Source organism: Neoroseomonas oryzicola (assembly GCF_012163135.1).
GTDB lineage: Bacteria > Pseudomonadota > Alphaproteobacteria > Acetobacterales > Acetobacteraceae > Neoroseomonas > Neoroseomonas oryzicola.
Genome location: NZ_JAAVUP010000001.1, coordinates 498,738 through 511,628, shown reverse-complemented (window position 1 = coordinate 511,628; position 12,891 = coordinate 498,738). Strand labels below are relative to the sequence as shown.

General features: G+C 70.7%; 12 protein-coding genes. 11 read left to right on the top strand and 1 reads right to left on the bottom strand.

Annotation, left to right across the window (positions count from 1 at the left end):
* Positions 1-30: 30 nt before the first annotated feature.
* The 11 genes from GWK15_RS02450 to GWK15_RS02400 all read left to right on the top strand — a co-directional run bounded on the left by GWK15_RS02450 (position 31) and on the right by GWK15_RS02400 (position 12,357).
* Positions 31-2,220: a glycosyltransferase family 4 protein gene (locus GWK15_RS02450; protein WP_168038709.1), complete on the top strand. Its 2,190-nt coding sequence runs from the start codon at positions 31-33 to the stop codon at positions 2,218-2,220.
* An 85-nt stretch (positions 2,221-2,305) separates the two neighbouring features.
* Positions 2,306-3,517 (top strand): ABC transporter substrate-binding protein, encoded by a 1,212-nt coding sequence (locus tag GWK15_RS02445; protein WP_168038707.1) that lies wholly within the window; start codon positions 2,306-2,308, stop codon positions 3,515-3,517.
* Positions 3,518-3,553: 36 nt separating this feature from the next.
* Positions 3,554-4,396, top strand: coding sequence for an ABC transporter permease subunit (locus tag GWK15_RS02440; RefSeq protein WP_168038705.1), 843 nt, complete (start codon positions 3,554-3,556; stop codon positions 4,394-4,396).
* A complete protein-coding gene (locus tag GWK15_RS02435) occupies positions 4,393-5,334 on the top strand; it encodes a branched-chain amino acid ABC transporter permease (RefSeq protein ID WP_168038703.1) in 942 nt (313 codons plus the stop codon). Before GWK15_RS02440 ends, GWK15_RS02435 begins: the two co-directional genes overlap by 4 nt.
* Positions 5,331-6,098 (top strand): ABC transporter ATP-binding protein, encoded by a 768-nt coding sequence (locus GWK15_RS02430; RefSeq protein ID WP_168038701.1) that lies wholly within the window; start codon positions 5,331-5,333, stop codon positions 6,096-6,098. The genes GWK15_RS02435 and GWK15_RS02430 overlap by 4 nt, the downstream gene beginning before the upstream one ends.
* The gene (locus tag GWK15_RS02425; protein WP_168038699.1) at positions 6,091-6,792 is read left to right on the top strand and encodes an ABC transporter ATP-binding protein; all 702 of its coding nucleotides are present in this window, start codon (positions 6,091-6,093) and stop codon (positions 6,790-6,792) included. Before GWK15_RS02430 ends, GWK15_RS02425 begins: the two co-directional genes overlap by 8 nt.
* 2 nt (positions 6,793-6,794) lie before the next feature.
* Positions 6,795-8,495 (top strand): hydantoinase B/oxoprolinase family protein, encoded by a 1,701-nt coding sequence (locus GWK15_RS02420; RefSeq protein WP_168038697.1) that lies wholly within the window; start codon positions 6,795-6,797, stop codon positions 8,493-8,495.
* On the top strand, positions 8,492-10,534 hold the full coding sequence (locus tag GWK15_RS02415; protein ID WP_168038695.1) for a hydantoinase/oxoprolinase family protein: 2,043 nt from the start codon (positions 8,492-8,494) through the stop codon (positions 10,532-10,534). Before GWK15_RS02420 ends, GWK15_RS02415 begins: the two co-directional genes overlap by 4 nt.
* Entirely contained in the window at positions 10,531-11,148 is a 618-nt protein-coding gene (locus GWK15_RS02410) for a cysteine hydrolase (protein WP_245211383.1), read from the top strand. Before GWK15_RS02415 ends, GWK15_RS02410 begins: the two co-directional genes overlap by 4 nt.
* A 60-nt stretch (positions 11,149-11,208) precedes the next feature.
* Positions 11,209-11,916 carry an RraA family protein gene (locus GWK15_RS02405; protein ID WP_168038693.1) on the top strand — a complete coding sequence of 236 codons (708 nt, stop codon included), beginning with the start codon at positions 11,209-11,211 and terminating at the stop codon, positions 11,914-11,916.
* 6 nt (positions 11,917-11,922) lie between these two features.
* Positions 11,923-12,357 (top strand): thioesterase family protein, encoded by a 435-nt coding sequence (locus GWK15_RS02400; RefSeq protein WP_168038691.1) that lies wholly within the window; start codon positions 11,923-11,925, stop codon positions 12,355-12,357.
* On the opposite strand, the gene GWK15_RS02395 is transcribed toward GWK15_RS02400, so the two are convergent.
* On the bottom strand, positions 12,354-12,839 hold the full coding sequence (locus GWK15_RS02395; protein WP_168038689.1) for a GlcG/HbpS family heme-binding protein: 486 nt from the start codon (positions 12,837-12,839) through the stop codon (positions 12,354-12,356). The genes GWK15_RS02400 and GWK15_RS02395 overlap by 4 nt on opposite strands.
* Positions 12,840-12,891 lie beyond the last annotated feature (52 nt).

Sequence of the window (12,891 nt, the reverse complement as noted above, 5' to 3'; positions counted from 1 at the left end):
AGCCCCGGCCGATCGGGGGACTGGACCGGCATGGATCGTGACGAGCAGGGGGCGATGGCGGGCGACCGCCTGCAGCAGGCGGATCGCCTGCGCGACCTCAGGATGTGGGATGCCGCGATCCTGGCCTATCGCGCCCATCTCGCGGCCGAACCGTCCGACTGGCGGGCCCAGGTCCAGCTCGGCCACTGCCTGAAGGAATCGGGCGATCCGGCCGAGGCGCTGGTCGCCTACCGCGCCGCCGAGGCCCTCGCGCCGGGCCATGCGGACATCCACCTCCAGATCGGCCATGCGCTGAAGCTGACGGGTGACGCTGCCCAGGCCTGGCGCGCCTATGCCCGCGCGCTCGAGATCGACCCGACGCATGAGGAGGCGGCGCGGGAGGCCTCGGCCCTCGCGCAGTTCGCGGCCCCCGTGACACGGGGCGAACGCGTGCCGGGCCAGACGCTGCAGGTGGTCTTCGACACCTCCGACCTCGTCGCCTACCTCGCCGACAACCGCACGCCGACGGGCATCCAGCGCGTGCAGCTGAACGTGACGGCGCGCGCGCTGCTCGATCCGATCGAGGGCGTGGCCACCGCGGCCGTTGCCTTCGATCCGGCTGGCGGGACCTGGCGTGAGATCGGGCGGGACCTTTTCCTTACCCTCTGGCGCCTGTCGCGCAGCGGCGGGGATCCGCGCGCGGCCGACTGGCAGGAGGCGCTGGTTGCCCTTCGCAAGGCCCTGACCACCGGGCCCGACTTCGCCTTCGCGCCGGGGGCGCGGCTGGTGAACCTCGGCACCTCCTGGTGGATCAAGGACTACTTCCTGCATGTGCGTCACGTCGCGCGGGTCTATGGCGTGCGCTACGTGCCGATGATCCATGACTGCATCCCGCTGATGACGCCGGAACATTGCGCGCCGGGCCTCGTCGAGGAATTCGCGCAGTGGTTTTCCGGCATGGTCGCGATGTCCGACCAGGCGATCGCCAATTCCGAGTGGTCGGCGGGCGATGCCCGGCGCATCGCGGGTGCGGCGCTGCCAGGACTGCCCTTCGACGTCGCCGTCATGCGGCTGGATGCCGACCTGAAGCGGGATCTCGGCGCCTCGGCCGCGGATGCCTGGCCGGCGCGGCCCGACCTGCCGGAGCAGGGCGAGCCCTTCGTGCTGTGCGTCGGCACCATCGAGAGCCGCAAGAACCACCTGATGCTGTTCAACGCCTGGCTGGCGCTGATCCGCAAGCACGGCGCGGCGCGGGTGCCGCGTCTGGTCTGCATCGGCAAGGCCGGCTGGCTCGCGGATGCGGCGATGACGCTGTGGAAGAACTCGCCGGCGCTGCAGGATCGCGTGTCGATCGCGCATGGCATCCCCGACACGGTGCTGGCAACGCTCTATCGCCACGCGCTCTTCACCGTCACGAACAGCCATTACGAGGGCTGGGGCCTGCCGGTCACCGAGAGCCTGTCCTTCGGCAAGGTTCCGGTCGTCGCGCGGAACACCTCCCTGGTCGAGGCGGGCGGCGAGGCCGCCGTCTATTTCGAGCCGGGCAGCGAGCCGGACCTGGGCGCGCGGCTGGAGCAGATGATCTTCGACACCGAGGAACGCACGCGGCGGGAGGCGGCCCTCGCCGCGACGACGCGCCTGCGCTCCTGGTCCGAGATCGCCGACCAGATGATGCGGGAGGCCGCGCGGGGCGGGGAGGCCCCGACAGGTCCCCGCCTGACCGTCGAGGCCGGGACGACCCATGCCCTGCGCCTGATCGGCGGCGGCCAGCCCTCGCGCGCCAAGGCGGTCGCGGACATGCTGCGCGACGGGCTGAACTGGTATCCGCTCGAGCCCTGGGGCGTCTGGACCCGGCCCGGCGTGGCGCGATTGCGCCTGGCCCTGCCGGCGGGCGCGGCGGATGGGCCGCTGCGGCTCTACCTCGGCTGCGTCGCGCCGGGGCAGGAGGCGAAGGTCGGCCTGCGTGCCTATGGCGCGGGCACCACGCCGCCACCCTTCCGGCGCTTCGCGGTCGAACCGGCGACCCGCTTCACCTGCCTGGCCGACGTGGCCTCGCCCGCCGCGGAGGTGATCGTCGAGATCGACGGCGGCGTCGGATCGGGCATCGGCACGCGGCGAAAGCCGGATACGCGCAAGGTCGGGCTGGGGGTGACCTCCGTCATGGTCTGCCGGCCGAACGACCTCGTCGCGCGGCTCGATTTCCTCGAGCGCCACGCCTTCCGGGTGCTCGGCGACGCCTGAGGGCGCCTTGCGCAGCCGCGGGACCGGGGCCAGTAATGGTGCAGGGCCCGCGCGTTCCGCCGGCGGGCCGACAGGGAGCAGAATGATGGCGAAGTTCGAGGTGGCGCGCCGCAGCCTGGTGCTCGGCGCCGCCGGTGTGCTCGCGGCCCCGGCCCTGCCGCGCGCCCAGGCGCCGGCCGTGAAGCTCGGGATCCTGCAGCCGGTGACGGGCGCGCTGTCGCAGGACGGCGAATACGGCCGCCTCGGCGCCGAGCTCGCGATCAACGAGATCAACGCCGGGGGCGGCATCCGTGCCCTCGGCGGCGCCCGGATCGAGATGGTCTTCGGCGACGCCCGCTCGAACCCCGAGGGCGGCGTGTCCGAGGTCGAGAAGATGCAGGCCGAGGGCGTCGTCGCCATCGTCGGCGGCTTCGCCAGCCCGATCTGCCTTGCCGCCTCCCAGGCGGCCTCGCGCTACGACCTGCCCTACGTCGTCGATGTCGGCGTGTCGGACCAGATCGTCTCGCGCGGCCTGGCGAACACCTTCCGCTTCGGGCCGGGCTTCGGCGTTGTCACCAATGCGGCGCTCGACAACCTGGTCGCTCTGAACGACGCGGCGGGCAAGCCGTCCCGCACGGTGGTCATTGTGCACGAGGACGGGCTGTTCGGCTCCGGCATGGCGCGGCTGCTGAACGCGGAACTGCCCAAGCGCGGCTTCGAGGTGCTGGAGACCATCGCCCACCCGACCCCGGCGCGCGACATGAACAATGTCGCGCTGCGCATCCGCTCGCTGCGGCCGGATCTGGTGATCCCGTCCTCCTACTACGCGGAGTTCGTGCTGCTCGCGCGCACCATGCAGCAGCAGCGCATCCGGCCGAAGGGTATCTACTGCGTGCTGAACGGGGCGGCGTCGAACTACCGCTTCGTGCGGGAATTCCCCGATGCGGCCAACCTGGTCATGGACTGCAACCACTGGCCCGACCCACGCAAGCCGAAGACGGCCGAGCTGCGCCGGCAGGTCGAGGCGCAGAACCGTTTCTGGCTCTACAACACGCCGATGAACTACTCGGCGGTGATGCTGGTCGCCGATGCGCTTGAACGCGCCGGCCGGGCGGACCGCGCGGCGCTGATCCAGGCGTTGGCGGCGACGGACGGCGCCTTCACGAAGCACATCATGCCTTATGGCCCGACGCGCTTCGTCAACGGTCAGAACCAGGCCGGCGCGCCGGTGAACACCCAGGTGCAGAACAACGACATCAAGGTGATCTTCCCGCGCGACTTTGCCGACGCCCAGCCGGTCTATCCCGTGACCGGCTGATCCGTGGGCTTCCCGCCGGAGATCATCCTGGAGGCCGTGCTGAACGGCCTCCTGACCGGGGCCGTGTATGGGCTGGTGGCGCTGGGCCTCACGCTCGTCTACGGCGTGCTGCACATCATCAACTTCGCCCATGGCGCGCTGCTGACCGCGGCGATGTACGGGGCCTATGTCGCGCGCACGGCCCTTGGCATCGATCCCTATGTCGCGGCGCTGCCGCTGGCCGCGCTTTTCTTCCTGCTGGGCTATGCGGTGCAGCGCCTGGTGATCGGGCCGGCGAGCCGCGGCAAGGACGAGAACATCCTGCTGGTGACGCTCGGCCTGTCGATCATCATCGAGAACCTGATGCTCGCGGTCTTCCGATCCGACACGCGCAGCATCGATGCGCCCTATGCGATGGATGTGGTCGAGTTCGGGCCCGCGCTGCTGGGCTATCCGCGCGTCGTCGGCTTCGGGGCGACGATCCTGGTCGGCATCGCGCTGTATCTACTGATGACGCGGACGGCGACGGGCAAGGCGATCAGGGCGGTCGCGAAGGAACGCACCGGCGCGGCGCTGGTCGGCATCGACGTCGCGCATATCTACGCCGTGACCTTCGGGATCGGGACAGCCTGCCTCGCCATCGCGGCGGCGCTGCTGCTGCCGTCCTTCTATGTCTCGCCGCGCGTCGGCAATGCCTTCGTGCTGGTCGCCTTCACCATCGTGGTGCTGGGGGGCATGGGCAGCGTGGTCGGCGCTTTGCTTGGCGGCCTGATCATTGGCGTGGTGGAGAGCCTGTCGGGCCTCTACCTGGGGGAAAGCCTCGGCCAGATCGGCATCTTCTTGATCTTCATCCTGGTCCTGCTGGTGCGCCCGACCGGGCTGTTCGGGGCGCGGGCATGAAGGCGGTGCTGCCGATCCTCGCCTTCGCGGTGCTGATGGGGCTGGCGCCGCTGATGGTCGCTAGCAACGTGGTGCTGAACTTCCTCGTCTTCACGCTGATCATCGCTTTGGCGGCGCAGGGGTGGAACCTGCTCGGCGGCTATGGCGGGCAGTATTCCTTCGGCCATGCCGCCTTCTTCGGGACCGGCGCCTATGTCACCGCGATCCTGCAGGTGCGCTATGGCATGAACGCCTATCCGGCCTTCACGGCGGGGATCGGCTTCGCGGCACTCGTCGGCCTGGTGATCGGCTTCCTGGCGTTCCGGTCGGGGTTGCGCGGATCCTATTTCGCGCTGGTGACGCTTGCCTTCGCCGAGGTCTTCCGCGTGCTGGCCAATGCCGCGGAGATGACCGGTGGCGCCGCCGGCATCCTGATCCGGCTGCAGGCGAACCCGGCGAATTTCCAGTTCGCGGAGCGTGGCACCTTCCTCTGGGTCGCGCTGGCGCTGGTGACGCTCGCCCTGCTGGCGACGCTGGCGCTGGAACGCTCGCGCCTCGGCGCGCAGCTGGTGGCGGTGCGGGAGAACGAGGCCGCGGCCCAGGCGCTCGGCGTCGATGTTCTGGCGGTGAAGCTGCGGGCGATCACGCTCTCGGCTGCCATGACGGGGGCGGCGGGCGGGCTCTACGCCCAGTACTTCCTCTACCTCGACGCCAACATCGCGTACGGCACCTGGATTTCGGTCGAGGCGCTGCTGGCCCCCATCGTCGGCGGCGCGGGTACCGTCTTCGGGCCGGTGCTGGGCGCGGTCATCCTGCACGGGCTGGGGGAGGCGACGAAGTCCCTCGCGGGCAGCATCCCGGGGATCGACCTTGTGATCTTCGGCATCGTCCTGATCCTGGTGGTGCGCTTCCCGCCGCGGGATCTGCCGGGCCTGCTGCGCCTCAGGAGGCGCGCATGACGGGCACCGGCCCCGATCCGGCCTTCCTCGCGGTGCGGGGCGTGACCAAGCGCTTCGGCGGGCTGCTCGCGGTGAACGATGCGACCTTCGACGTGGGCGAAGGCACGATCACGGGCCTGATCGGGCCGAACGGGGCGGGCAAGACGACGCTCTTCGCCGTCGTCGCGGGCTTCGAGAAGCCGACCTCCGGCATGGTGATGCTGGAAGGCGAGGACATCACTGGCCGCAAGCCGCATGAGCTCGCGCGCATGGGCCTCGCCCGCACCTTCCAGATCGTGCAGCCCTTTGCAGGATTGACGGTGCGCGAGAACATCGCCGTCGGCGCCTTCCTGCGGGTGGCGAAACGCAGCGCCGCGCTGGAGGTAGCCGAGGAGGTCGCGACGCAGGTAGGCCTCGCCGACCAGCTGGACAAGCCGGCGGCCGCGCTGACCGTCGCCGGGCGCAAGCGGCTCGAGGTGGCGCGCGCGCTCGCGACGCGGCCGAAGCTGCTGCTGCTGGACGAGGTCCTGGCCGGTCTGAATCCCTCCGAGGTGCGCGACATCGTCCCCGTCGTGCAGGGCATCCGTGCCTCCGGCATCACCGTCCTGATGATCGAGCACGTGATGCAGGCGGTGATGAACCTCTGCAGCCAGGTGCATGTGCTCGCGCAGGGGCGGATCATCTGCTCCGGCACGCCGGCCGAGGTGGTGGCCGCGCCGCAGGTGGTCGAGGCCTATCTCGGCCACGGCGCGGCGAAGCGCCTGCAAGGGGCCACCCATGCTTGAGATCCGTGGCCTCGAAGCGGGCTATGGGCCGGCCACCGTGCTGCGCGGCGTCGACCTCAGCGTGCCGGCCGGGCGGCTAGTGGCGGTGCTCGGCGCGAACGGGGCGGGGAAGACGACGCTCAACATGGCGATCAGCGGCCTGGTGAAGCCGCGCGCGGGCAGCATCACCTTCGACGGCCGCCGCATCGACGGCCTGGCCCCGCCCGCCATCGCCGAGGCTGGCCTGGTGCACGTGCCGGAGGGCCGCAAGATCTTCCCGAACCTGAGCGTGCGGGAGAATCTCGACCTCGGCGCCTATCGCCGCGCGCGTGGCAACAAGGCGCGAAACCTCGAGCGCGTCTTCGCGACCTTTCCCCGCCTGAAGGAACGTGTGCGACAGATGGCAGGCACGCTGTCGGGTGGGGAGCAGCAGATGCTCGCCATCGGCCGCGGCATGATGGCGGAACCGCGGCTGCTGATCCTCGACGAACCCTCGCTCGGCCTCTCCCCGCTGCTGGTCGAGGAGATGTTCGCGCTGATCCGCCGGCTCCATGCGGATGGACTCGCCATCATGCTCGTGGAGCAGAACGTGGCCCAAAGCCTCGAGGTCGCGGACGACGCCCATGTGCTCGAGAACGGCGCCTTCGCGCTCAGCGGCACGGCGGCGGAGGTGCGCGCCGACCCGCATCTCCAGCGCGCCTATCTCGGATTGTAGGAATGCCGATCGACCCTGTGACCCTCGCCGTGCTGAAGGGCCGGCTCGAGCAGATCGCCGACGAGATGGACGCGACGCTCTATCGCAGCGCCTTCAACCCGATCATCGCCGAGGCTCGCGACGCCTGCCACGGCCTCTATCACGCCGAGACCGGCGATACGCTGGTGCAGGGCACCAAGGGGCTGCCGATCTTCGTCGGCGCCATGGCCTTCGCGGTGCGGGCGGTGATCGCGAAGGTGGCGGCGGATGGCGGGCTGCAGCCGGGCGACACCTTCCTCTTCAACGATCCCTATGACGGCGGGACGCATCTGAACGATTTTCGCCTGGTGCGCCCGGTGTTTCGCGATGGGCGCCTGTTCTGCTGGCTGGCGAGCGTGGGGCATTGGCTCGACATCGGCGGCAACGTCCCCGGCAACTACAATCCGCGCGCGACGGAGAGCCACCAGGAAGGCGTTCGCTTTCCGCCTGTGAAGCTGATCCGCGCGGGGGTGATGCAGCAGGACATCCTCGACATCCTCGCCGCCAATTCGCGCGTGCCGCAGTCGAACTGGGGCGACCTGAACGGGCAGTTGAACGCGCTGGACCTTGGCGAGAAGCGGCTTGCCGAACTGCTGGCGGATTACGGCGATGCAGCGGTGGCCGAATCCTTCGGCCTGCTGATGGACCGCGCCGAGGCGCTGATGGCCGCCGAGATCGAAGGCCTGCCCGACGGCACCTACGTCTTCGAGGATTTTCTCGACAATGACGGCGTGGTGGACGCGCCGTTGCGCATCGCGCTCGACATGCGGGTCGCGGGCGGGCGGATGGTGCTGGATTTCTCGCGCTCCTCGCCGCCCTGCCTGGGGCCGATCAACATCTCCGTCGCGACCACGGTCGCCGCCTGTTACGTCGCCCTGAAGCATGCCTTCCCGGACGTGCCGGCGAATGCCGGCGTGCTGCGGCCGGTCGAGGTCATCGCGCCGGACAGCACGCTGCTCGGCGCCAAGGCGCCGCGGCCGGTCGCGGGCTATACCGAGACCATCCTGCGACTGATCGGCGTGATCTTCGGCGCGCTCGGCCAGGCGCGGCCGGACCGCGCGACGGCCGCGCCCTTCGGGACCATCAACGCGCTGGCGCTGTCGGGGCAGCGGGGGGATGGCACGCGCTGGGTGATGTTCTCCTTCTTCGGGGGCGGCCTCGGCGGCAATCCGGAGAGCGACGGGCTGCACCACGCCAACAACCCGATCTCGACCGCGACCATCCCGCCGGTGGAGATCCTGGAAGCCGCGAACCCGGTCATGTTCACCCAATGGGCGCTGCGGCCCGACAGCGGTGGGCCGGGGCTGCATCGTGGCGGCGTCGGCGCGGTCTATGAGATCGAGGCGCTCGCGCCCGGCACCACGGAGATCGCGCTGCTCGGCGAACGCGGGCGCTTCGCACCCTTCGGCGTCGCCGGCGGCGCCGCCGGGTCGATGAACGCCTTCTGGTGGGAGACGCCGGAGGGGCGTGCGACGCCGCCGATGGCGAGCAAGGTGGTGGGTGTCTCGATCCGTCAGGGCCAGCGCCTGCGCCTCGAAAGCCCGGGTGGCGGTGGCTGGGGCGATCCCGCGCAGCGGCCGGCCAAGGACGTCGCGCGCGACATCCGCCTCGGCCATGTCAGCGCCGAGGCCGCGATCCGCGACTACGGCGTGCGCGTCGCGGCGGATGGGAGCGTGTCCCGATGATCGTCGGCGTCGATGTCGGCGGCACCTTCACCGACCTGTTCCTTTTCGACGCCGCGACCGGCACCTTCCGCACCGCGAAGGTGCCGTCCAACCGCGGCGACGAGGCCTCCGGCTTCCTCAACGGCCTGCGCGCCCTGGGCGGCGCGGCCAGCATGGATGCGGTGGTCCACGGCACGACCGTGGGCACGAACGCGCTTCTGGAACGCAAGGGCGCGCGCCTCGGCATCATCACCACGGCGGGCTTCCGCGACGTGCTGGAGATGCGACGGCGCGACCGCCGCCACACCTGGGGTCTCTGGGGCGATTTCACCCCGGTCGCGGATCGCGACCTGCGGCTGGAGGTGCCGGAACGCACGCTGGCCGATGGCACGATCCGCACGCCGGTCGACATCTCTGCGGTGCAGGCGGCGGCCCGCGCGCTGCTCGCCGCCGGGGCCGAGGCCTGCGCCATCGTCTTCATCAACGCCTACGCCAATCCGGCGAATGAACGTGCCGCCTCCGAGGCCGTCCGCGCCATCTGGCCGAACCCGCATGTCTCGGTCAGCAGCGAGATCCTGCCGGAGATCCGCGAATTCGAGCGCGCCTCCACCACCGCGCTGAACGCCTATCTGCAGCCCGTCGTGGCGGGTTATCTCGCGCGTCTCGAAGGCGCCTTGGCGGAGGAGCGCTTCACCGGCCGCTTCCACATCGTCCAGTCCAATGGCGGCATCATGTCGACCGCCACGGCGCGGCGGATGCCGGTGCGCACGGCGCTGTCCGGCCCCGCGGCCGGCGTGATCGCGGCCGCCGCCATCGCGACGGCGGCGGGGTTCGAGAACGCAATCACCTGTGACCTCGGCGGAACCTCCTTCGACGTGTCGCTGGTCGCGGGCGGGCGGATGGAACTCGCCGCCCAGGCGACGATCGACTTCGGGATGGTGATCCGCTCCCCGATGATCGAGATCACGACCATCGGCGCCGGTGGCGGGTCCATCGCCCATGTCGACCGGGGTGGGTTGTTGCAGGTCGGCCCGGAATCCGCCGGTAGCCGGCCGGGCCCGGTCTGCTACGGGCAGGGCAATGACCGGCCGACGCTGACGGATGCGAATGTCGTGCTTGGCCGCATCAACGCCGAACGTCCCATCGGTGGGGCGCTGGCGCGGCTCGACGTCGATGCGGCGCGGGAGGCGATCCGGCGGCATGTGGGTGATCCGCTCGGCCTCGATCCCATGGCGGCGGCCGAGGCGATCCTGCGCGTGGCGAATGCGAAGATGGCTGGCGCCATCCGCCTCGTCTCCATCGAGCGCGGCCACGATCCCGGCCGCTTCGTAGCGCTGCCCTTCGGGGGCGGCGGCGCGCTGCATGTCGGCGCGCTGATCCGTGAGGTCGGCCTCAAGGCCGCCTTGGTGCCACGCTATCCGGGCGTGACCTCCGCGCTCGGCTGCATCATCGCCGATGTGCGGCACGACCAGGTGCGCACGCTGAACCTGGCGCTGGACGGGCTCGACGCCGCGGCGCTGGACGCGCGCATGGTGTCGGAGGCCGAGGCCGCGCGCGCGGTCGTCGCCGAGGCCGGGCTGCCCGTCGATGGCATCGAGACGGTCTTCGAACTCGACATGCACTACGCCGGGCAGACGCACACGGTCGCGGTGCCGCTGCCGGTCACACTGGGCGACGGCACCACCGGCATCACCGCCGCTGCCGTGCGCGCGGCCTTCGAGGCCGCCTACAGCCGCGCCTTTACCCGCCTGCTGCCGGGTATCCCGGTCCGCATCGTCACGCTGCGCACGGCGGCGATCGGGCGGCGGCCGGCCTTCGACCTCGCCATGCTGGCGCCGGGGGACGGGGCTTCGATGGACGCCGCGGCGCGCGGATCGCGCCCCGTCTGGTTCGACGGCGCCTGGACCGAGGCGAAGGTCTTCGTGCGGCTCGACCTGCCGGTCGGGTCCGTCGTTCCCGGCCCGGCGATCCTCGAGCAACCCGATGCGACCATCGTCGTCGATCCCGGCCTCGCGGCGCGCACCGACCGCTTCGGCAACCTGATCATCGAGAGGGCATGACCATGGCCCACGCCCCTGTGCCCGTCACCGAGACGGCGCTGCTGCTCTGCGACCTGCAGAACGACTTCATCCACCCGCGGGGTGCCTATGGCCGCGCCGGACAGTCGGCGGCGGCCATCGCCGCGCTGCCCGCGCGGCTGAAGCCGCTGGTCGAGGCGGTCCGCGCCAAGGGCGGCTGGATCGCCTCCACCCACTTCACCCTGGTGCCGGGGAAGGGTGGGGAGCCCTTCATCTCGGAGCATCTTCGCGAGCTCCGTCCCTTCCTCGGCAAGGGTGACTTCGCGCCGGGCTCCTGGGGCCATGCGCTGGTCGATGAACTCGCGCCGTCCGATCTCGCTGTCGAGAAGCTCGGCTACGACGCCTTCTGGAATTCGCGCCTCGAATGGGTGCTGCGCAAGGCGGGGGTCCGGAAGCTGCTGGTCGCGGGCATCGTCACCAATGGCGGCGTCGCCTCCACCGTGCGCGGCGCGCATGTGCGGGAATTCGAGGTGACGCTGCTCGAGGACGGCTGCGCCGCCTTCTCGGACCAGGTGCATCGCGCGGCCGTGGAGGGCCTCCGCCCCGTCGCCGCCGTGACCACCGTCGCGCAGGTAGTGGCTGACCTCAGCACGTGATCCGCCGGTTTGACCGATCCGTCCTGCCAGTCGATGCTGGCCGGACGGAGGAACCGCATCATGGCCACTTATCCCTTCACCGCCGCCGATCTCGAGGCGCTTCGCCAGTGGGACACGCCCACCATCTGCAATGCGCTCGAGCTCGTCGCGCCGCATCGCCGCGGCCATGGCTTCACGGTGCGCCCGATGGTCGCCGTCGACCCTAAGCTGCCGCCGATCTGCGGCCTCGCGCGCACCGGCACGCAGCGCGCGGCCTTCCCCTCGGGCCGCAGCAAGGAAGCGGACCGTGCGATGCGGGTCGGCTGGTACGAATACGTCGCCGACGCGGCGCTGCCGACCGTGGTCTGCCTGCAGGACCTCGATGACACGCCTGGCGTCGGTGCCTTCTGGGGCGAGGTGAACAGCGCCGTGCACAAGGGCCTCGGCGCGCAGGGCGTGGTGACGAACGGCTCGGTCCGCGATCTCGACATGTTCGCGCCAGGTTTCCAGGGCATCGCCGGCGTGGTGAATCCGTCGCACGCCTATGTGCACATCGTCGCACTGAACCTCGACGTGACGATCCATGGCATGCAGGTGAAGCACGACGACGTTGTGCATGCCGACCGCCATGGCGCGGTCGTGGTGCCGCATGACGTCGTGACCAAGATTCCTGCCGCGATCGAGCTGCTGACGCGCAAGGAGAAGGTGATCCTCGACATGGCGCGCTCGCACGGCTTCAACATCACGAAGCTGAAGGAAGCGCTGGCCAAGTCCGACGAGATCCACTGACGCCGGATGCGCGCGCCGCTCTGCCACGTGCTGCCCGGGTGGGTCGACCACTACGGGCACATGAACCTCGCCTTCTACCTGGCGGCCTTCGACCTGGCGACGGACGCGCTGTGGCCGTCGCTCGGTCTCGGCAAGGCGTTCCGCGAGAAGGGCCTCGGCACCTTCGCCGCGGAATCCTGGCAGGCCTACACGCGCGAGGTGACGGAGGGCGCGCCGCTCGCCTTCGACAGCGAGGTGCTCGCCCATGATTCGAAGCGCCTGCTCTGCCGCCACGTGATGTATCACGCGGCGGAAGGCTGGCAGGCGGCGGAGAACGAGGTGCTCTACCTCTGCGTCGACCTCGAGGCCCGGCGCGTCGCCACCTGGCCCGAGGAGGTCCTGGCGCGCTTCGCCGCGCACGCGACCGGCGGTGCGGCGAAGCGGCTGGCGCTGAAGCGCTAGTTCAGCCGCTCGCGGATGCGGGCGATGCCGGCCTCGGCGCATTGGTCGTCGAGGTGCCCGCCCGGCGCACCGCCGACGCCGATCGCGCCCACCACCTCATCCCCCGCGCGGATCGGCATGCCGCCGCCGACGACCAGGAAGCCCTCGATGTCCGGCAGCCGGGCTGCCCCAGGATTGGTGCGCACGGTCTCGAGGATCTGCGTCGTCCCGGTGCGCATGGTGACGGCCGTATAGGCCTTGGCGCGGGAGGACGGGATGGTGTGCGGACCGGCGCCGTCGGCGCGCAGCACGGCGCGCACGACGCCCGACCGGTCGACGACCGTCGCGGCGACACGATAGCCGCGCGACGCGCAGGCCTCGACGGCGGCGGCCACCGCCTCGGCAGCGAGGCTCGCGCTGATCGTCCGCTCGGCGACCAGGCCCTGCGCCATGCCGGTCACGGGAAGCAGGACGAGGCCCGCCAGGAGGATGCTGCGCCGCATATATGGTCTCGCTCTCGGTTTCCGGCCTGCAACTCGTCGCATGGCGGACGGT

What these genes read in the sequence shown, in the direction of transcription:
- GWK15_RS02450 (WP_168038709.1), top strand. Translation starts at nt 31, where the DNA reads ATGGATCGTGACGAGCAGGGGGCGATGGCGGGCGACCGCCTGCAGCAG.
- GWK15_RS02445 (WP_168038707.1), top strand. Translation starts at nt 2,306, where the DNA reads ATGGCGAAGTTCGAGGTGGCGCGCCGCAGCCTGGTGCTCGGCGCCGCC.
- GWK15_RS02435 (WP_168038703.1), top strand. Translation starts at nt 4,393, where the DNA reads ATGAAGGCGGTGCTGCCGATCCTCGCCTTCGCGGTGCTGATGGGGCTG.
- GWK15_RS02430 (WP_168038701.1), top strand. Translation starts at nt 5,331, where the DNA reads ATGACGGGCACCGGCCCCGATCCGGCCTTCCTCGCGGTGCGGGGCGTG.
- GWK15_RS02425 (WP_168038699.1), top strand. Translation starts at nt 6,091, where the DNA reads ATGCTTGAGATCCGTGGCCTCGAAGCGGGCTATGGGCCGGCCACCGTG.
- GWK15_RS02420 (WP_168038697.1), top strand. Translation starts at nt 6,795, where the DNA reads ATGCCGATCGACCCTGTGACCCTCGCCGTGCTGAAGGGCCGGCTCGAG.
- GWK15_RS02415 (WP_168038695.1), top strand. Translation starts at nt 8,492, where the DNA reads ATGATCGTCGGCGTCGATGTCGGCGGCACCTTCACCGACCTGTTCCTT.
- GWK15_RS02410 (WP_245211383.1), top strand. Translation starts at nt 10,531, where the DNA reads ATGACCATGGCCCACGCCCCTGTGCCCGTCACCGAGACGGCGCTGCTG.
- GWK15_RS02405 (WP_168038693.1), top strand. Translation starts at nt 11,209, where the DNA reads ATGGCCACTTATCCCTTCACCGCCGCCGATCTCGAGGCGCTTCGCCAG.
- GWK15_RS02400 (WP_168038691.1), top strand. Translation starts at nt 11,923, where the DNA reads ATGCGCGCGCCGCTCTGCCACGTGCTGCCCGGGTGGGTCGACCACTAC.
- GWK15_RS02395 (WP_168038689.1), bottom strand. Translation starts at nt 12,839, where the DNA reads ATGCGGCGCAGCATCCTCCTGGCGGGCCTCGTCCTGCTTCCCGTGACC.